This is a genomic window from Anaerophaga thermohalophila str. Valhall, assembly GCF_000250735.1.
GTDB lineage: Bacteria > Bacteroidota > Bacteroidia > Bacteroidales > Marinilabiliaceae > Anaerophaga > Anaerophaga thermohalophila_A.
The window spans coordinates 1-20,480 of record NZ_AHZV01000352.1 but is presented as its reverse complement, the minus strand read 5'-3'; the positions used below and the strand labels follow the sequence as shown (position 1 = coordinate 20,480).

The 20,480-nt window shown below is 42.3% G+C and carries 18 protein-coding genes and 1 tRNA gene; 17 read left to right on the top strand and 2 right to left on the bottom strand.

The features are described 5' to 3' along the window. The first annotated feature begins 32 nt into the window (after nucleotides 1–32). From OQ5_RS0118370 to OQ5_RS0118305, 13 genes are all read left to right on the top strand, one after another. Entirely contained in the window at nucleotides 33–1,178 is a 1,146-nt protein-coding gene (locus OQ5_RS0118370) for an acyl-CoA dehydrogenase family protein (protein ID WP_016778892.1), read from the top strand. Nucleotides 1,179–1,354: 176 nt separating this feature from the next. Further along, on the top strand, nucleotides 1,355–2,359 hold the full coding sequence (locus OQ5_RS0118365) for a type 2 isopentenyl-diphosphate Delta-isomerase (RefSeq protein WP_016778891.1): 1,005 nt from the start codon (nucleotides 1,355–1,357) through the stop codon (nucleotides 2,357–2,359). Nucleotides 2,360–2,379: 20 nt separating this feature from the next. Beyond that, a complete protein-coding gene (locus OQ5_RS0118360) occupies nucleotides 2,380–3,702 on the top strand; it encodes a hydroxymethylglutaryl-CoA reductase (protein WP_016778890.1) in 1,323 nt (440 codons plus the stop codon). 93 nt (nucleotides 3,703–3,795) lie between these two features. Continuing rightward, nucleotides 3,796–4,623: a GYDIA family GHMP kinase gene (locus tag OQ5_RS21645; protein ID WP_016778888.1), complete on the top strand. Its 828-nt coding sequence runs from the start codon at nucleotides 3,796–3,798 to the stop codon at nucleotides 4,621–4,623. Then, entirely contained in the window at nucleotides 4,610–5,659 is a 1,050-nt protein-coding gene (locus OQ5_RS0118350) for a diphosphomevalonate/mevalonate 3,5-bisphosphate decarboxylase family protein (protein ID WP_016778887.1), read from the top strand. The genes OQ5_RS21645 and OQ5_RS0118350 overlap by 14 nt, the downstream gene beginning before the upstream one ends. A gap of 16 nt (nucleotides 5,660–5,675) precedes the next feature. Further along, the gene (locus OQ5_RS0118345; protein ID WP_016778886.1) at nucleotides 5,676–6,674 is read left to right on the top strand and encodes a mevalonate kinase family protein; all 999 of its coding nucleotides are present in this window, start codon (nucleotides 5,676–5,678) and stop codon (nucleotides 6,672–6,674) included. 12 nt (nucleotides 6,675–6,686) lie between these two features. Beyond that, nucleotides 6,687–7,031: a phenylpyruvate tautomerase MIF-related protein gene (locus OQ5_RS0118340; protein ID WP_016778885.1), complete on the top strand. Its 345-nt coding sequence runs from the start codon at nucleotides 6,687–6,689 to the stop codon at nucleotides 7,029–7,031. Nucleotides 7,032–7,189: 158 nt separating this feature from the next. Beyond that, nucleotides 7,190–7,552, top strand: coding sequence for a hypothetical protein (locus OQ5_RS0118335; protein ID WP_016778884.1), 363 nt, complete (start codon nucleotides 7,190–7,192; stop codon nucleotides 7,550–7,552). Nucleotides 7,553–8,080: 528 nt separating this feature from the next. Continuing rightward, nucleotides 8,081–10,201, top strand: a complete 2,121-nt coding sequence (locus OQ5_RS0118325; RefSeq protein WP_016778882.1) for a TonB-dependent receptor — start codon at nucleotides 8,081–8,083, stop codon at nucleotides 10,199–10,201. Nucleotides 10,202–10,207: 6 nt separating this feature from the next. After that, nucleotides 10,208–11,407, top strand: coding sequence for an MFS transporter (locus OQ5_RS0118320; protein ID WP_016778881.1), 1,200 nt, complete (start codon nucleotides 10,208–10,210; stop codon nucleotides 11,405–11,407). Next, nucleotides 11,404–12,774, top strand: a complete 1,371-nt coding sequence (gene hemN, locus OQ5_RS0118315) for an oxygen-independent coproporphyrinogen III oxidase (RefSeq protein WP_016778880.1) — start codon at nucleotides 11,404–11,406, stop codon at nucleotides 12,772–12,774. The genes OQ5_RS0118320 and hemN overlap by 4 nt, the downstream gene beginning before the upstream one ends. 442 nt (nucleotides 12,775–13,216) lie before the next feature. Beyond that, nucleotides 13,217–14,629 (top strand): protoporphyrinogen oxidase, encoded by a 1,413-nt coding sequence (gene hemG, locus OQ5_RS0118310; RefSeq protein WP_016778879.1) that lies wholly within the window; start codon nucleotides 13,217–13,219, stop codon nucleotides 14,627–14,629. Between the two features lie 309 nt (nucleotides 14,630–14,938). Further along, nucleotides 14,939–15,023: transfer RNA gene (locus OQ5_RS0118305), tRNA-Ser, on the top strand. Here the strand turns inward: OQ5_RS0118305 and OQ5_RS25350 are convergent. After that, a complete protein-coding gene (locus OQ5_RS25350; RefSeq protein ID WP_218054577.1) occupies nucleotides 14,989–15,300 on the bottom strand; it encodes a DUF2089 family protein in 312 nt (103 codons plus the stop codon). The two genes, OQ5_RS0118305 and OQ5_RS25350, sit on opposite strands and share 35 nt — an antisense overlap. A 586-nt stretch (nucleotides 15,301–15,886) precedes the next feature. Between OQ5_RS25350 and OQ5_RS0118300 the strand changes: the two genes are divergently transcribed. The 3 genes from OQ5_RS0118300 to OQ5_RS25040 all read left to right on the top strand — a co-directional run bounded on the left by OQ5_RS0118300 (nucleotide 15,887) and on the right by OQ5_RS25040 (nucleotide 19,465). Then, a complete protein-coding gene (locus tag OQ5_RS0118300; protein WP_026055397.1) occupies nucleotides 15,887–17,815 on the top strand; it encodes a S9 family peptidase in 1,929 nt (642 codons plus the stop codon). Between the two features lie 392 nt (nucleotides 17,816–18,207). Then, the gene (locus OQ5_RS25045) at nucleotides 18,208–19,008 is read left to right on the top strand and encodes a 3-keto-disaccharide hydrolase (protein WP_255297634.1); all 801 of its coding nucleotides are present in this window, start codon (nucleotides 18,208–18,210) and stop codon (nucleotides 19,006–19,008) included. Further along, nucleotides 18,998–19,465 carry a 3-keto-disaccharide hydrolase gene (locus OQ5_RS25040; RefSeq protein WP_255297633.1) on the top strand — a complete coding sequence of 156 codons (468 nt, stop codon included), beginning with the start codon at nucleotides 18,998–19,000 and terminating at the stop codon, nucleotides 19,463–19,465. The genes OQ5_RS25045 and OQ5_RS25040 overlap by 11 nt, the downstream gene beginning before the upstream one ends. A gap of 36 nt (nucleotides 19,466–19,501) precedes the next feature. Here OQ5_RS25040 and OQ5_RS0118290 read toward each other — a convergent pair whose 3' ends face one another. Next, nucleotides 19,502–19,846, bottom strand: a complete 345-nt coding sequence (locus OQ5_RS0118290; protein ID WP_016778877.1) for a DsrE family protein — start codon at nucleotides 19,844–19,846, stop codon at nucleotides 19,502–19,504. A 301-nt stretch (nucleotides 19,847–20,147) separates the two neighbouring features. On the opposite strand from OQ5_RS0118290, the gene OQ5_RS0118285 reads away from it, so the two are divergent. Then, nucleotides 20,148–20,414 carry a TonB-dependent receptor gene (locus OQ5_RS0118285; protein ID WP_141638898.1) on the top strand — a complete coding sequence of 89 codons (267 nt, stop codon included), beginning with the start codon at nucleotides 20,148–20,150 and terminating at the stop codon, nucleotides 20,412–20,414. Nucleotides 20,415–20,480: the final 66 nt, after the last annotated feature.

Here is a 20,480-nt window from a genome sequence, read left to right as displayed (position 1 = left end):
GCTTTTTAGACCGGGCTCAATAATTCATAAATATGATACTACCATCAGAAAAACACGAAAATTACCGCGAAAAAATCAGAGAATTCGCGGAATCTGTAATCAAACCTGAAGCCGAAAGTCTGGACCGACTGGAACGATTTTCTCCGGAACTGACAAAGAAAATGGGGAAAGCGGGTCTTTTTGGAATAACATTACCGAAAGAGTATGGAGGGCAAGGATTGGATACTTTGTCCGGTATTATCGCCATAGAAGAATTGTCCAGAGTAGATGGCTCTCAGGCTGCAACCGTGGCGGCACACAACAGTCTCGGTATATCCCCCATCTTTGAATATGGAAATGAAGAGCAGAAAAACAAACTACTGCCAAAACTCACCTCGGGTGATCATCTATGGGCATTTGGTCTGACAGAGGAAACTGCGGGCTCAGATGCCCGCGGGACAAAAACCAGGGCTGTCCGTGAAAAAGATGAGTGGGTGATCAACGGAAGCAAACGTTACATTACAAATTCGGCCAACGAACTTACGCTGGGAGTCACACTTCAGGTAATGACAACCGATGAAAACGGCAAAGAAAAACTCACAACCATTCTTGTAGAAAGAGATAGTCCCGGCTTTCACTCCGAACGCATGACCGGGAAAATGATGTGGAGAGCCTCTGACACCGGACGAATCACCTTGAAAAATTGCCGTGTTCCTTACGCCAATCTGTTGGGTAAAGAAGGACAGGGAGCCCGTTATATGCTTAAGACACTGGATGCAGGCCGGTTGTCTATTGCTGCCATGGGACTGGGCCTGGCACAGGGAGCCTTTGAGCTGGCTCTTGAATATGCACAAAAACGCCAGCAGTTCGGCCAACCGATATCAAGATTCCAGAGCATCGGTTTTAAACTTGCCGATATGGACATGAAAATAGAATTGGCTCGTAATACATTGTATAAAGGTTGCCTTCTCAAGGACCAGGGGAAACCTTTTGCCAGGGAAGCAGCCATCGCAAAACTGTATACATCCGAAATTGCACGCGAAATAGCCGATGAAGCGGTTCAAATATTTGGCGGATCAGGATTGTTTAAAGACAACCCCGTTGAGCGCTTTTACCGCGACCAGCGCATATTACAAATTGGTGAGGGGACTTCGGAAATACTCCGGTTTGTGATAGCCAGGCATCTTGGAATTAAATAATGCGTGTCTATAAACTCGCAAAAATTTTCACAATATGGGTGTCTGTTCAGAAAGTGTCATTTACAAGGCTTGCGAAGTCCGAAAATACGGAGTTTACTCTTTATAAATGAGTAATTTTCGGACGAACGTAACACAGTAAATGGCACTTTCTGGACAGACACTAAATAAACTAAACCATGAGTGATCGTAAAAAAGACCATATAAATCTTGCATTGAATGCTCGTACCGATAAAAGCGAAGCCGATACCAGATTTTATTACGAACCCTTATTGGCGGCTCATCACAAGGGAGAATTTGAGCCATTCAGTTTCGCCGGAAAAGAAATGAGACTTCCAGTCTGGGTAAGCAGTATGACCGGAGGTACGCAAGGTGCCGGAAACATTAATCGTAATCTTGCACAGGCCTGTGGTGAATTTGGTATGGGTATGGGACTCGGCTCCTGCCGCACATTGCTCGAAAGTGATAAATACATGGCCGATTTTGACATCAGAAAATACATGGGTAATGAAGTTCCCCTTTACGTTAATCTTGGTATTGCACAAATTGAAAAGTTGGTAGCTAAGAAAGAAGAAGAAAAAGCCGAACAACTGGCAGGTAAACTTGATGCCGATGGTCTTATTATTCATGTAAACCCCCTGCAGGAGGCATTTCAGCCCGAAGGAGATTCAATAAATGTACCCCCTGTCGAAACAATCATGGCTTTTATCCAAAACACCAGTCTGCGGGTTATCGTCAAAGAGGTAGGACAAGGCATGGGCCCCGAAAGTCTCAGGCAACTTATGGAACTTCCTATAGAAGCCATTGAATTTGGGGCCCTGGGAGGAACCAATTTCACAAAACTCGAACTCATGAGAAGAAAAAATAAACTATCCTCGCATTTTGCAAGTTTTGGGAATATAGGACATACCGCAACCGAAATGACCGAATTTGTAAACAAAATAGCTGAAAAATATCCTGTGAAATGCCGTCAAATAATCATATCAGGAGGAATTAGCAATGTCATTGACGGTTATTATCTGACCCGTATCAGTAAGGTAAAATCAGTTTTCGGGATGGCATCAGCTTTTTTGGAGCATGCCGGATACGATTACAGCACATTAAAAGAATTTGTTGAACAATTGAAAAATGGATTAGGTGTAGCCATGCAATACCTTGTGTCAAAAGAGAACCCGAATCACTAACGCAAACAATCTGATAACAAATGAGCAGTATAATAAAAGGATTCTCAAAACTAACGCGGGAAGAAAAGATTAAAAAATTGAAGCAAACATACGAGTTACCGGATAATCTCTCTGATCGCCTGGCCAGGTATCGGCACTCCGGACAGCAGGACTTATTCGATGATTTCTCGGAAAATACCCTCTCCAATTACTTCCTGCCTTTTGGTGTTGCCCCAAATTTCCTGATTGATGACAAAATGTATGTCGTACCCATGGTGGTCGAAGAAAGTTCGGTAGTAGCAGCCGCCAGTCGTGCTGCATCATTCTGGGCTACAAACGGTGGCTTTAAGACAAAAGTCGTCAATAGCCTCAAAAAAGGACACATCTGGTTTAAATGGAACGGTCCGAAAATTTTTTTCGACCCTTTTCCAAAAACATTAGAAAACAAATTAACACAGGCTGTTTCGTCCATAACCGCCAATATGGAAAAGCGTGGCGGAGGCATCAGAGGAATGAAAATCCTTCCCCTTGAAGAAATGCAGACCATATTTCAACTGGAAGTATATTTTGAAACAGTAGATAGTATGGGGGCAAACTTCATCAACTCATGTCTGGAGGAGATGAAGGCACCATTGCAGGAATTCTTCACAACACAGGAAGATTTCAAACAATTCGGCGATATTGAAATCATCATGGCCATTCTTTCCAATTATACAACAGAGTGTTTAGTTACCACACAGATTGAGTGCCCTGTGCCGGCACTTAAACCTTTTGCATCGGAGTTGTCTCCGGAACTCTTTGCTTATCGGTTTAAAACAGCCATGGACATCGCCTGGATGGATACTTCAAGAGCTGTCACTCACAACAAAGGAATATTCAATGGTACGGATGCAGTGGTTATTGCAACGGGGAACGACTTTAGAGCTGCTGAAGCCGCAGGGCATGCATGGGCTGCAAAAGACGGACAATACCGGTCGCTCTCGAAATGTGAAATTACTGAAAAAGGCATATTTAAGATGGAACTAACCATCCCCCTGGCATTGGGTACTATAGGTGGATTGACCCGGCTTCATCCTCTGGCCGGCCTCGCCATCGAAATGCTTGGAAATCCTTCTGCCACGCAACTGATGAGCATTGCAGCATCGGCCGGACTGGCCAATAACTTTTCAGCGGTAGCATCCCTGGTGACAACAGGCATTCAAAAGGGGCATATGAAGCTGCACCTCATCAATTTACTAAATTCGAAAGGCGCTTCGGCTAAAGAAAAAGAGGCAGCAGTGAATTATTTTAAAAACCGGATCGTTTCGGCAAGAGCCGTCGAAGAATTCATCGAAAATTTTCGAAAACAACGCAATGAACAATAAGTTTCACTCAAATGGTAAGTTGTTGCTGTCAGGTGAATACCTAATCCTTCATGGTGCACAAGGACTTGCTGTGCCATTAAAAAAGGGCAATCCATGACCGTGAATCAGATTCCCGGCAAAGAACTTATATGGAGAGCTACCCACCCTGAGGGAAGCTGGTTTTCTGCACTTTTTAATCCTGACTTATCGGTTAAGGAAACAACAAACCGACAACTGACCATCTCATTGAAAGAAATACTTAACAAAGCTGCTCAATTAAAAGGTAGCCGCGATGTTTTTACCGGAAAAGAGGTTCTCACACATCTCGAATTCTCGCCCGACTGGGGCTGGGGTAGCAGTTCAACACTTATCTCCAATCTTTCCGAATGGCTTAATATCAATCCTTTCCACCTGCTTTCCGATACATTTGGTGGTTCCGGTTACGATATTGCCTGTGCAACTGCAGATGGTCCGGTTTTCTACAGACTGACTCAATCGGGAAAACCCGAAGTTAATGCTGCGTCCTTTAATCCGCCTTTCATTGACAGCCTTTGGATTGGTTACCTTAACCGGAAACAAAGTTCTGTCATGGCCGTCAAACATCATCTCGACGGATTTAAAAATGCTGAAAAGGAAATTGAAAGAATTTCAGATATTTCACTGAAAATGAGCGAAGAAATGTCACCGAAAAAGTTTATGAAATTGATAGCTGAGCATGAGGGCATCATCAGTAGCGTCACGGGATTAGTCCCCCTGAAAAAAAGGCTTTTCTCCGATTTTCCCGGAGCTGTGAAGTCGCTCGGAGCCTGGGGAGGTGATTTTTTTCTTGTGCTGTCACCCTGGCCGGAAGACGATACAAAAGAATACTTTCAAACAAAAGGGTTCAAAACATTGTTTAGGTTTCGGGACGTAAAATTAGACAAACGATATGAAGGAAGATAAAGCCACACACTCGGCAACATGGAAAAGTCCTTCAAACCTGGCAATTGTAAAATACTGGGGAAAAAAAGATTTTCAGGAACCCGTTAACCCCTCGGTGAGCTTTTCATTGTCCCGGGCTTATACAAAAACAACTGTATCACTCGCACAAAAAAAAGGCAGTGGTTTTACATTTTATCTTGACAACAGGGAAGAACCCGGTTTTCGCCCCAGGATTCAAAAATTTCTTGATCATGTTCGTGCAAGAGTTCCTTTAATTGGAAATCATCATATCAATATTTTCAGCACCAATACTTTTCCACATAGTTCGGGAATTGCTTCATCGGCCAGTGCAATGAGTGCCCTGGTACTATGCCTTGCCGATCTTCAGCAGCAGGTAAGCGGCCGCCATCATCTGAATATTCGCGAAGTTTCAGCATTGGCCAGAATGGGCTCCGGCAGTGCTGCCCGCTCGGTTTACGGAGGTTGGAGTATATGGGGAAGAATACCGGAAATACCGGAAAGTTCCGATCATTATGCCATTCACTTTCCGGATGAGATTCATCCCGTATTTAAAACCCTCCACGACGACATTCTTATTGTTTCGGGGCAAACAAAAAAAGTGAGCAGTTCAGCCGGACATACATTGATGAATGATCATCCTTATCGCGAAGGCCGAATTATCCAGGCTCGTGAAAACACCCTGAAGCTTATTCGCAGCCTCAAACAAGGTAATATGGATGATTTTATTGAAGTTACGGAAAACGAGGCTCTTTCACTCCATGGTTTGATGATGAGCAGCATGCCTTCATATACACTTTTGCACCCAAACTCGCTGAGGATAATCAGAGAAATAAGTGACTTCAGGGAAGCTACCGGCTTGCCTGTCACTTTTTCACTGGATGCTGGTCCAAACATCCACTTGCTTTATCCACATCACATTGAAGAAGAAATTATTGCATGGGAAAAGAGACAATTACAAACATTTTGTGAAGATGGCTGTATCATTCGCGATCGGGTAGGAAGCGGACCAGAAAAAATTATTGATACAGAGGGATAAAAAACAAGAATTTACTATGCAAAAAGAAGCTGGCGACATATTTTACTCAAAAATAATGCTGTTCGGGGAATACACCATCATAAAAGGTTCCATGGGACTAACCATACCGTATTCCCATTTCAACGGGCAACTGGCCTTCCCCAATCGCGACAGTTATACCGATTTGGCCTTTGCACAGCGTAGCAATCAACATCTTTACGAATTCTGGTATTATCTGCAATCTCTGGCCAACAGCGGGGAATTGCTAAGCGATTTCAATACCGACAGGTTGAAAGAAGACCTCGATGACGGTCTTTACTTCGAGTCGACTATCCCCGAAGGCTACGGATTGGGAAGTAGCGGCGCACTTGTTGCGGCATTTTTCCAGAAGTATGTATCCAATCCCGGAATAAACAAAACTGAATTGTCGCCAAGGGAAATAAGGACCCTGAAGGAACAACTGGCACAGCTGGAATCATGGTTTCACGGAACCAGCTCGGGTATCGATCCTCTCATCTGCTATATGAAACATCCTTTGCTGCTGAGGGACCTAGACCATATTGAACCGATTGGTCTACCCCAGTACAACGAGCAGCATTCCGAAGCCATATTTCTGATAAACAGCGGAAAACCGGGCAGAACGGCTCCTCTGGTACAAAATTTCATGAACAGGTATCACCACGATAAAGTTTTTTATAATTTTGTGAAAAACACATTAACACCGCTGAACAATGCCTGTATCAACAATCTGATAGAAAATCAGAAAGAAAAATTTTACAATAGCCTGAAAGAATTATCAGCCATACAGGAAGAATTCCTGCAACAAATGGTTCCCTCAACTGTTCGTCAAATATGGGACGATGGTTTAAACTCTGATGAGTACTATCTGAAACTATGTGGATCGGGTGGCGGCGGATTTGTTTTGGGGTTCACCCAAAATTACATCAAAACACGCAAAATACTTGAAAATAAAGGGATGGAAGTTATCCCCGTATATCAGGACTTAAGAAAAAATGACAAAACAATAGTTCGTTAAAATTTGCTGATTATGCCTTACTTAAAAATTAACACCAACAAAGCAACTGATATCACCGCTCAAACCACCTTTTTGAAGAATGCTTCTAAAAAGGTTGCAGAAATATTGCAAAAACCTGAAAAATTTGTAATGACTCAGTTTGACCAGCCAACTCCTATGACTTTTGGTGGAACAGATGAGGACCTGGCTTACCTGGAAATAAAAAGTATCGGGCTCACCAACGAACAGGCTGCTCAACTGGCCAAAGAAATCCCCTCGATCGTTGAGAAAGAGCTTGAAATTGACCCCTCACGTGTCTATATTGAGTTTGCAGATGCCCCGAGAAGTTTCTGGGGGTGGAACAAAGGAACATTCTGATAGCGGTTTGCTTGCCAATCCCATTTTCCCGGCTGGTGCGGTGGCCCTCTGTTTTCGAGGGCCTTCCTTGTATTGAATCCGCATATAAATCTAAACTTGTTGTTCGTTTCATTTCCTGCATTTTTATTAACTTTGAGCGATTTTGAAAAAACCTGTTTATGTTTCATTTGGGGTTGCTGTCAACAAATCTTCCGTATATCCTGATCATTCTGTTGTACATTGCCGGATGGATATATTGGCTTCCGGAGAAAGGTACACACGACGGGAATGTTGCAACGGACAATGCAAATATTCTTGCCAGCACCCCATCTCAACTTCAGGATAGCCCTAATGCCTGTAATTGGTGTAAACATTATTCAAAAAAATTATCTCAACCCTTAGCCATCAAAGGATATCTTCTTACGTTCCTGTACCAACATCATTCTGCAGGAAAAATCAAAAATCTTTGTGACACCTCATTCCATCCTTCTTTTTTAACCGGACTTATTCTTAACCGGCCTCCCCCGTTTTTTAGCGTTTAAATCCATATATAGCCATCTGAAATTCATTATTGTATCAAAAAAACTAAATGTGACGTTCATTTATGAATAGTCTCATAGTTGTTTTATTTAGGGCCTGTCTATAAAGTAGGAAAAGTTACCTACTTATCATGTGTCTGTTCAGAAAGTGTCATTTACAAGGCTTGCGAAGCCGCCAAAAACGCAGTTTACTTTTCGTAAATGAGTATTTTGGCGGCAGGCGTAACACAGCAAATGGTACTTTATGGACAGACACTATTTAATCTAAACTTGTTAAACAAGCAAGGAAAAGTTTTCGTCCTATAATCCCTGTTTTGCCAGTTAATTCAGGAACTATTCCGGAATAAGAAAACAGGTTTCAGCTTACGGGGCTGCCTTGCTATTAATGAAACGAGCATGACAAGGTTTGTCACAAGAGAACATGTATAACCCCATTCATGCGAGTTCCATCAGACCAATAACTTAGACTAATTTTATACTGATGAAATGGGGGAATTTTAATTTTTTAATCACTCAACCGCACAGACAAAAATGAGCAAATCAGTTACTAAATATCTGACTATACTAATTGTTACAATACTTTCTCATCATGTTGCTTCGGCACAGAAGACATACGATAACCAGAAAATACTTATCTCACTGGACAGTGTGAATTTTCCCAGTGTTAATCTCGGTGAAGTGGTAATAAAAAGTTCCCGGGAAAAAAGGCCGCTTCGTAAATTACCCATTTCAACAAGTCTCGTTCCTACACAACAAATCGAGCAGGAACAAGTAACGGGAATAACAGACCTGACCACTCGCATACCTAACCTTTACATGCCATCATACGGGAGTAAGCTCACCTCTCCTATTTACATCAGGGGCATTGGCTCACGCATAAATGATCCGGCCGTAGGACTATATGTGGATTATGTTCCTCATTTCGATAAATCCTCGTTCGATTTTGAATTTTATGACATTGAACGAGTAGAAATACTAAGAGGTCCACAGGGAACTCTTTACGGGCGTAATAATATGGGCGGTTTGATTCATGTTTTCACGCAAAGTCCCGAAAATGCAGAAGGAATTGAAGGTACCATTGAACTTGGCAATTACGGACTTCAAACCTTCAACTTCAAAGTCAACCAACCAGTTAGGGAAAAAACCGACATTCAGTTAAGTGGTCAGTACCGTCATCGCGATGGTTTTTTAAAAAATGAATATTCCGGCAAGATGGCCGACCAGACGGACGCATATAACGGTCGTTTCCGGCTGGTTCAAAGATGGACAGATAATTTCCATTCCGACCTGATTGTATCGTATGAAAACAGTGATCAGAGCGGCTATCCCTACGCCATAATTAACGATCATGAAAACCTGCAGGAAGTTAATTATAATGAACCCAGTGGTTATCAGCAGGATTTGTTTACTTCAGGACTGGTAAATTCATGGAACAGGGGAAACTTATCTTTGCGTTCTGTTACCAGTGCTCAATATATAGATGATGCACAGATGATTGATCAGGATTTTACTCCAACATCACAGTTCTTCGTGACTCAACAAAGAATAAAAACAATCTTATCGCAGGAATTTACAGCAACCATAGAAAAGGAAGACCTCGAAACTGTTATTGGTGCATTTGCTTTTTCGAATCAACTCGACAAAGATGTACGAATAGAATTGGGAGAGGACAAAACCCGTATTGGTTATAAAACCTACGATCAGTCCACCCGTGGCATTGCCGCATTTACCCAAACCACAATCAGTAATTTCATAACCAGGAACCTTTCTTTTACTTCAGGGCTAAGGGTTGACTGGGAAAACTCTGATCAGGACTATTATTACGAGATGAGAAGAGATGGTAATGTAACACCTGTTAGTGAGAGCGATTCTGAGTTAAAGTTTTCGCAGGCATTACCAAGATTGACCTTTGATTATCAGCTGTACCCACAGGTTAACATATACGGATCGCTGACAAAAGGATATAAAACAGGTGGTTTCAACAGTACTTTTGAACGCCCGGAGGACCAGACATTCGAAGCGGAGCAAAGCTGGAACTACGAAGCCGGGATGAAAACAGGGTGGCTCTTCAATTTATTGCGGTTGAGCTTTTCAGGATTCTATATTGATTGGAAAAATCAACAGATATATCAGCCTGTTCCCGACGGAAGTGGCTCTATGCTCACAAATGCAGGTCGCTCGGTTAGCCGGGGACTGGAGTCTGAACTCATAATCAGACCCAACAAAACATTTGAAACAACCATCAATTTGGGACATACCCGTGCCACATTCGAAGAGTACCAGAAAAACGACTCAGTAAATCTGGCAGGAAACTTCCTTCCTTATGCTCCAAAACTCACACTATACGTTGGGCAATACATCGACATTCCGATTAACAGTAAAATCCTGGATAAAGCCGGAGTAAATATCAATTACCGGGGAACAGGAAAATTATATTGGAATGAAGAAAACAGTGCATCACAGGATTACTATGGAATTCTGAATGCATCAGCTACCCTTTCCCGCAAAAACATTTATTTTACCATCTGGGCAAAAAACATTACAGATACAGATTACCACGTTTTCAGGTTCGGTGCACTGGGGAACAATTACGCCCAAAGCGGAGTTCCGGCCATTTGGGGTGTACGAATAAGAGTTTTGTTACAGCAATAATAAATTATGAATCAGGCATTCAAAAAATATGGTACTCTTCTGAGCCTTTATCTGGCACAATCGATTCCCATGAGTTTTTTCTCGACGGTTGTGCCGGTAATCATGAGGCAGGAGGAGTATTCTCTCACTTCAATAGGGCTGATACAGTTGATAAAAATTCCCTGGATATTAAAATTTCTTTGGGCTCCAATGATCGATCATACCAGTCCTACCCGCAAGCATTATCGGCGCTGGATACTGGGAGCAGAAATATTTTATGCCCTTGTAATTGTTGGCATCAGTTTTTTTAATCTCTCCACCGACTTCACCACCATCATCATTCTGGTGGTCATTGCATTTATCGCGTCAGGCACACAAGATATTGCTACTGACGCCTTTGCAATCCTTACATTGAAATCAACCGAACGAAGTCTCGGCAACAGCATGCAATCAGGGGGCAGTTTCCTTGGAACAACCATTGGAAGCGGAGTTTTGCTGATGGCTTATTATTATATCGGATGGCAGGCACTGTTATTACTACTGGCATTTTTTGTCACCATGGCTATTATGCCGGTAATGTTTGCCCGACTGCCACTTGAAAAGGCAACAACAGCTCCAAAAAGAAGACCGCGTTGGGACGATGGTTTCAGCTTTTTCAAGCAAAAAGGAAACATCAGGCTTCTGTTTTTGTTATTAGTATATTATTCGGGGATTATTGGCATGCTGGCCCTGTTTAAGCCTTTCATGGTTGACCAGGGTTATACAGCAAAAGAAATAGGCCTGATTTCCGGAGTGTTTGGAACAGCCGTTGGTGCAGTATTTTCATTAGGTGGCGGCTGGCTTATCCGGCGAATGAAGCGAAACACAGCTCTTCAGATTATTTTGTTATCGGGCTTTATAACCTCGCTGTTTTTCGTCTGGGAAATGCAGGGACAAGTTCCGCTGTGGGCAATTTATGTAGCCAGTTCTATGGTTTGGGGAACCTATGGGATGGCATCGGTTTTTATTTACACCATAGCCATGGACAAAGTGAGACCGGGACTGGAAGGTACCGATTTTACCATTCAGATAATCATAACCCATTTAAGCAGTCTTTTCCTGACCATAGGATTGAGTAAGTTTGCAAATTCATTCGGCTACCAGGGCTTGTTTATTCTCGAAGCACATATTGGTATCATGTTATTGATTTTGTCACGAACCGTTTTTAAGAAAGTTGTAGAAAGATGATTGATCAAAAACTACTGGACAAGTATAATCTGCCGTTACCAAGATACACCAGCTATCCGCCGGCTACTTTTTTTCATGAAGATTTTACGCCAAAAGATTACATCAGAGCCGTTGAAGAATCGAACAATGAAGAACCGCAGGCCATTTCGCTATATCTTCACATTCCTTTTTGCACCAAGCTGTGCTTCTATTGCGGGTGTACCACGCATATATCCAGGAACAACGAATTGTATGACGAATACATCGAAGCTTTGATAAAAGAAATTGAAATCATTGCAACGCATATAGACACATCACGTCCGGTTACTCAGATACACTGGGGTGGCGGAACACCGAACGCACTCAGCACCGATCAGGTAGAAAAGATAATGAATGCCATTTATCACAATTTCAACACAGGTAATGACTCGGAAATAGCTATGGAATGTAACCCTGCTTATCTTACCAAAAACTACATTCAACAATTGTTGAAAATGGGCTTCAACAGGATCAGTCTTGGCATTCAGGATTTTGACGAAAAAATATTGCTCGCCGTAAACCGGGATCCGTCGGCATTGCCGGTACAGGAAATTATAGAGCAACTGCATAACGGAGGTGCATCAGTAAACCTCGATTTTATCTACGGTTTACCCTATCAGACACCCGATTCTTTTTCAGAAACCATTCGTCAGGCCATTGAGGTAGACCCCGACCGGATTGTCACCTTCTCTTATGCACATGTACCCTGGGTTAAAAGTCATCAGAAGACACTGGAAAAAAACGGGATTCCAGGCCCCGAAGAAAAGATGGCGATGTTTTTGAAAGGACGTGAAGAAATGGTAAAAGCCGGATATGTTCCCATTGGAATGGACCATTTTGCTCTGCCACAGGATCAGCTGAGTATTGCCCTGAAAAACAAAACTCTGCACCGAAACTTTCAGGGATATAGCACCCGGGAAACAACCGGCCAGGTTTATGCTTTTGGCATGTCGGCCATCAGTCAGTTGCACAATGCTTATGCCCAGAACACAAAAAATATCCCTGAATACATGAGGGCCGTCAAAAAAGGAGAACCCGCTACCCAAAAAGGTTATCTGACCGACAATACCGATATCGCAGTTCGAGAGATCATCAACGAAATAATGTGTAACAACCGTCTTAACTGGAAAGAAGTGGCTGAACGGATTCATAAATCCGAAGATGAGCTTAAAGCAGTCACCCGTTTTGACCCAAATCAACTCTTACCCCTGACAGAGGACGGATTGGTGACTTTCAACCGGGAAGAAATAACCGTTACCGAAAAAGGCCGCTTCCTGGTAAGAAATATAGCCGCTTTGTTTGACCCAAAACTGAAAACAGCAAAAAAACAGTTCTCGAAAACAATTTAATTTATAGATAATTAGTGTCTGTCCATAAAGTGCCATTTACTGTGTTACGCTCGTCCGAAAATTACTCATTTACGAAGAGTAAACTCCGTTTTTGGCGGCTTCGCAAGCCTTGTAAATGACACTTTATGAACAGACACATGATAAGTAAGAAACTTTTCCTACTTTATAGACGGGCTCTAATTAGACATTAGATGGTTAGATAGGTAGATGGCTACAATAATTCAGGAATATTGAAAAACTGTATCTTAATAAACAAATATTAATAGACATAATCATTTGATTTGAAGCGTATTGCAGGAGTTTAACAGAGTGTTGATTAATTTAACGGTCTATTATTAAAGGATAGAATAAAATTCACTAACCGGACTGTCTTTAGGCATTTAAGCGAAATCTATTCCTTCAGACAGGCATCGGACCAACAACTTAAGGCAATTTTATACTGATGAAGAAGGCAATAATCATTGGAGCAGGGCTTACCGGACTTACAACTGCCTGGAACCTGAAAAAGACGGGATGGCAGGTTACTGTTCTGGAACGAGACCTTAGAACTGGTGGTGCCATTCGTACTTATCGCGAAAAGGATTTCGTTTTTGAAAGCGGCCCCAATACCGGTATGGTTTCACATCCGGAGGTTACCGAACTCTTCGAAGAGCTGGGTCCTGAAATAAAAGTAGAGCCGGCCAATGAAGATGCCAAACGGAGGCTGATTTGGAAAAACGGGCGCTGGCACGATCTCCCTTCATCTCTGAAAGATGGCATCTCTACTCCCCTATTCTCATGGAAAGACAAATTTCGTCTGCTCACAGAACCCTTCAGAAAACCAGGAAAAGACCCTGATGAAACGCTCGACAAGCTGGTGAAACGAAGAATGGGGAAATCATTTCTCGATTATGCTGTCGACCCTTTTATTCTTGGCATTTACGCCGGCGATCCGTCACTTTTGGTGACCCGTTATGCTTTACCAAAACTCTATAATCTTGAGCAAAACTACGGCAGCTTCATCAAAGGCAGTTTTAAAAAACATGCCGAACTGATGCGGGAAAAAAAATACAATCCGCAACTCTATAAATATCACAAAAAGGCCACCAAAAAGATGTTCTCCATGTCGGGAGGTCTGGATAACCTCATCAAAGCACTTACCGGCAAGTTTACCGACGACGAAATTCTGCTGGGTTGCCACAGCATAACGGTATGCCCGATGGAAGGCCCTTACACGGTAAAATTTGAACAGCATGGAGAGATTAAAAACATGACCAGCCATGCAGTAATAACTACCACAGGCGCCCATGAAATACCTTCAATACTGCCTTTCTTAAGAGACGACGAAAAACAAAAAATCAACAATTTGTTGTATGCACGTGTTGTGCAGGTTTCGGTAGGTTACAATGAATGGCGCGGCATTCCCCTCAAAGCCTTTGGTGGTTTGGTGCCTTCTAAAGAGCATCGCGATATTCTCGGGATACTCTTCCTGTCTTCATTCCTGAAAAACAGAGCGCCCAAAAGTGGTGCATTGCTCTCGGTTTTCCTGGGCGGCGTTCGCAATCAGGACATCGTTGATCTTAAAGACGAGGAGATCAAGAAACTCGTACTTCCCGAACTGCAAAGGATGCTGATGGTACCCGACTGCAAACCCGACCTGATGCGTATCTTCAGGCATAACCACGCCATTCCGCAATACAGCGCCAGCACAGGAGAACGACTGGAAACTGTTAATAACATCCAAAAACAATTTCCCGGTCTTATACTGGGCGGCAACCTGCGTGACGGCATCGGGATGGCCGACAGAATCCGGCAGGGCTTTAACATGGCAAGTGAACTAAACGAACTATTTGCAAGAAAAGAAAAACATCAATGAGTCCGGTCTAAAAGCATCCTTATTGCCAAAATCTTTGTTGTTTATATTTTTGCATCCTCATTAACAACAGGGTTAACTTCGGTACAAAAATTTAAAACGCCTTGATTTTGGCAAAAATATGTCTTTTTATACCACACTCATCAATAACCTGAAAAACAAAACAAATGAGTAGAAATTAACGACCGTGCATCTCTTCTAAGAATATTTTTTATTCAAAAGCTTTTGTGATTTCAATAAAACACCTAATTTTGCAACCGCTTTCACCGGGAAACACAAGGTTTCCAAAAAGGAAGCAATCAATAAATTATTGGAGAGGTGGCAGAGTGGTCGAATGCGGCGGTCTTGAAAACCGTTGACCTTCACGGGTCCGGGGGTTCGAATCCCTCCCTCTCCGCAAAAAACATCCTTTTCTTAAAGGATGTTTTTTTTGCCTGAATGTGAGGGATTCGAACGAAGGGTTGGCCGGAGTTCGAATTTAGTCGGTTGAGTTTTTCAATTAAGTCGTCGAGCATATTGCGAACAGTAGGATAGCTTAATTTAAGAGCTTTGGACATCTGTTTGAGACTCCCGCTATTACGCACAAATGTCATTATAAATTCCTGTTCCTTTGGTGTGAGTTTCAAAAAAACAGGCAGACTGAAAGAACCAGTAATGGTTGGTTTCGCAGGCATCACAATGCAAACTGATCACTTTTAGCTCTCCCCCACAACCAGAACATACATTTTTTATTCAAATCTGAATATTTGTAATATTTCTTTAGTAAATTTGATTTGGTTAAGTCCGCACCAAAAAGTACATTTTTCTTTAAACGGGTCAAAGCTTTCCGGACTGCTGCACCAGAATTAACACACTGTTTATGAATATTTTTAAACTCCCTCTATCAATAAAAACGGAAAAGAAACTTTATTCGGCAATAGAGAATAGCAGACCATGTAAATTAACATATACATTCTCTGAACATGCAATAAGTGTCGATAATGTTTGCCCGGGAATTACTATTTCGCAAAAAGGCACCGGATTAAAAGCATAAGACCGATAATAAATCTTAGTGCCTGTCTATAAACTCGCAAAATTTTCACAATATGTGTGTCTGTTCAGAAAGTGTCATTTACAAGGCTTGCGAAGTCCGAAAATACGGAGTTTTCTCATCGTAAATGAGTAATTTTCGGAAGAGCGTAACGCAGTAAATGGCACTTTATGGACATAAGGGTTAATTAATATCCTCTGATTTAATAAAAACAACTTAAAGCTAACATTATGAAAAAAATCTGTTTTATTTGTCTAATCTGTTTGTCAGCATTGTCAATGATGGCCCTCATCAATAGCTGTGCCAACTCAGGCACTGTTAAGAAAGCCCCTGAAATCCCGATGAAAGACTTTTTCAGGAACCCTGAGAAGACTTCATTTCAAATCTCTCCCAATGGGGAATTTTTCTCTTTTCTGGCCCCTTATGAAAAACGGCTCAACATTTTTGTTCAGGCTGTAGATGGAGATTCTGCCGTACGAGTCACTTCAGAAACGGCACGTGATATTGCCGGGTATTTCTGGGCTAATAATAACCGCCTTCTCTTTTTAAAAGACACAGGAGGCGATGAAAATTATTCTCTTTACGGCGTTAACCGTGACGGAACCGAACTTAAAGCTCTAACGGAATTCCCGGATGTGAGGACAACAATTATCGACGATTTGCGAGATATTGAAGACGAAGTAATCGTAGGGCTTAATAAACGTGATCCAAGAGTATTTGACCCTTACAGATTAAATATTGAGACCGGGGAAATGCAAATGCTGGCTGAAAATCCCGGAAATGTCCAATTTTGGATGACTGACCATGATGGAAAACTACGGGTTGCCGGAGCCATTGAAGACGGGGTAAATGCAGCTTTGATGTATCGCGAAACAGAAAATGATGAATTCAAAGTTGTGCTTAAAACCAATTTTAAAGACGAACTAAACCCTCAGTTTTTTACGTTTGACAACGAAAAGCTTTACGCCGTATCCAATCTGGAGCGCGACAAAAAAGCACCTGTCATCTTTAATCCCGAAACCGGAGAAATAGAAGAAGTCCTTTATGAAAATGACCAATATGATGTCGAAGGTTTAAGCTATTCCAGAAAAAGAAAAGTTCTGACAAGCGCCTCTTATACATCATGGAAACGTCAACAATATTTCTTTGATGAACAAACCCGTCAGTTATTCGAACGTCTTGAAAAAGAACTGGGTGAATACGAGATTGTTATAACCGATACCGACAAAGAAGAAAAACGCTTCATCGTAAGAACATACAGCGACCGGTCTCGTGGAGCTTATTACTTTTATGACTCCGAAACAGATGAGCTTAAAAAGGTTGCCGATGTCAGCCCCTGGATTGATGAGACCAACATGGCCAAAATGCTTCCTGTGGAATACCTCTCGCGCGATAGCCTTACCATTCACGGATATCTTACCTTGCCTAAAGGACATACCATGGAAACAGCCAAAAATCTTCCGGTTGTTGTAAATCCCCACGGAGGCCCCTGGGCTCGTGACAACTGGGGATTCAACCCTGAAGTACAGTTTTTAGCCAACAGAGGTTATGCAGTATTACAAATGAACTTCCGTGGCTCTACAGGCTATGGAAAAGAATTCTGGGAAGCATCATTTAAACAATGGGGACAATCGATGCAGGACGACATTACTGACGGCGTAAACTGGCTGATCGAAAAAGGTATTGCCGACCCTGAGCGAATTGCTATTTATGGCGGCAGCTATGGCGGATATGCAACATTGGCCGGCCTTACCTTCACTCCCGATTTGTATGCCGCCGGTGTGGATTATGTAGGGGTTTCCAACCTGTTCACTTTGCTTGAAACCATTCCTCCCTATTGGGAACCCATGCTTGATATGTTTTACGAAATGATGGGACATCCCAAAGAAGACAGTTTGCTCTTGCGTCAGATATCACCTGTCTTCCATGCCGACAAGATCAAAGCTCCACTCTTTATTGCACAAGGGGCGAACGATCCCCGTGTCAACAAAGCAGAATCGGACCAAATGGTGGAAGCCTTGAAACAAAGAGGTATTGAAGTGCAATATATGGTTAAAGACAACGAAGGACACGGCTTCAGGAACGAAGAAAACCGCTTCGATTTCTATGCAGCTATGGAGAAATTCCTTGAAGAACATATTGGGGAAAAAGAAGAATAATTATTTGTCATATTGAGTCCACTTCTGAAAGAATCTTTCAGGAGTGGACTCATTGTTTAATATCCGCCTGTTTCTGATTAACTTCCCAAATTCTCCGATACTCAACACAACTCCCATAGTAAAAAGATTCACACAAATAGGGTGTTGAATAAGCCAAAAATACAACAATTATACTGCATAGGCGCTTAGCGAAGTAAAGCAACCAATATGCGCCATTTGAATAGCCTGTCTGCATTTAGCAAAACGAAAGACAAATATTTACTGCAAGCCTTTACCAATTATGAAAATTTTTACTTAAACCCGAAAAGTTCAAAAAAATATTCATATATTAGTCTTTGCCGAAACGGGAAAAAAGCACCATTAGGCCAATAACTTAAGTAAATTTTATACGAATGAAAAAGAACGCATTAACACTAATTTTGTTAGTTCCTTTGCTGATGGCATGCAACCAACCACAAAATCAGCTTACGCAGGAAGAGAAAAGCGAAGGTTGGCAACTTCTTTTTGACGGATCCACAACCAATGGATGGCACATGTTCAACGGGCCGGATACAGTTACCGGGTGGATTGTCGAAGACCAATGTCTTGTTGCCCTTGGTAAAGGCGGCGATATTGGCGGGGATATTGTTACCAACCGTCAATATAAAAACTTTGAACTCAGATGGGATTGGAAAATTTCACCACAGGGTAACAGTGGTGTAATGTACCATGTCATTGAAGATGGCAGGTTTGGAGCGCCCTACCTGACAGGCCCCGAATACCAGATGATTGACGATCTCGACTTCCCCCAGGAGCTGGCCGACTGGCAGCTGACAGGTGCCGATTATGCCATGTACCCGGCCGATCCTGAAGCAAAAATCATAAAGCCGGCAGGCGAATGGAATACATCACGCATCGTCTTTGACAATGGTCACGTAGAACACTGGCTTAACGGTGCAAAAATTGTTGAGTTTGAAGCATGGAATGATGAATGGTTCGAACTCAAAAACAGCGGTAAGTGGGAAAATGTGCCCGAATACGGCCTGGCTCAGAAAGGACTTATCTGCCTGCAGGACCATGGCAGCAAAACCTGGTTCAGAAACGTAAAAATCAGAGAACTTCCGGACAAGCCACAATCTTTCGAGCTTTTCAACGGGACTAACCTCCATGGATGGAAACAATACGGCAACGAAAAAATGGTATGTGGAAGATAGCGTTATAGTAGCAGAAAACGGCCCCGAAAAAAAATATGGTTATCTGGCTACCCGCCGGTATTTCGATGACTTTGACCTGACACTGGAATTCAAGCAGATCAGGGACGGCAATAGCGGACTGTTTTTCAGAAGTATGCTGGAAGACACCAAAATTAGCGGTTGGCAGGTAGAAATTGCTCCTCCCGGAAAAGACACCGGAGGTATATATGAATCGTACGGCCGTGGCTGGCTAGTTCAGATACCAGACGAAAAAGAGGATATACTCCAATATGGTGAATGGAATACCCTCAGGGTTCGTTTAGAAGGCTCAAAAGTCACCACCTGGCTCAACGGTGAGCAAATGATAGAACTGGAGGATGAGAAAATTGGTCAGGCACAGGGTCGAATAGCCCTGCAAATCCATGACAATGCCGATATCAAAATATTATTCCGGAATCTGAAGTTAGATGAGTTGTAATCAATAGGGACGCGCAGTCGCGCGTCCCTACTCATATCAAAAACTCAAGACCTTCCAGTCCTCCTTCAAATAACCGGTAAGCGGCTGTCCCATGGGAATAACCTCAATTCCCAGCTTTTCAAGTTCGGGGGTTACGCCATATTCTCCGGCACATACACTACATGCCTGAACTTTGACGCCGGCTTCCATCAGTCCTTTTACTTTCTCCTGCAACGAATCATCCGAGGCCAATAGTTTAGTGGATGGGCCCCATACCACCAAAACCACATCATCGAACCACCTCTGCATTTTGGCGCCCTGAGTATACATCAAAACCACCTTTTCTGCAACCTCTTTGTCCCCGCTGGTCCATAATACTGCTATTTTCTCTGATTTGCTCATAAATTTTTACTTTTAAACAGGGTTTGCTAATTAACACTTAAATAATTAATAATAAATTATTTACATAAGAAAGTGTCATTTACAAGGCTTGCGAAGTCCGAAAATACGGAGTTTTCTCATCGTAAATGAGTTATTTTCGGACGAGCGTAACACAGTAAATGGCACTTTACGGGCAGACAATAAATATCTAAGGGTCTATTAAAACTACATATATCAATATTTGTTCATTTTCCTTTTGACAACGGAATTTCATAAATCATTCGGTGATTTCTTTAACCGGAAAAATTTCAACACCTCTTTGATGATACAACATACAGGTAGACGGTATGATGAGGCCACCAACAAGGAAATAATTGATTCATACGCCATCGCCGATCTGAAAATGGACTATTCCTTCGAAAACGTTTCGCTTTTTTCTTCTCTTAAAGCATCTCTGGAAATTAAAAACATAACGAACGAAAAATATGTCGGAGCCATTGAGGTATCCGATGATGCCAGTCAGGGCAAAGCGGCATACATTGCCGGATCACCACGAAGCATTGCCGGAAGTTTAACCATAATGTTCTGATAAACAAATCCGGCATATAAATGTTTAGAAAATAACATACTTAACCTGCTTTATTCATAAGTTTTC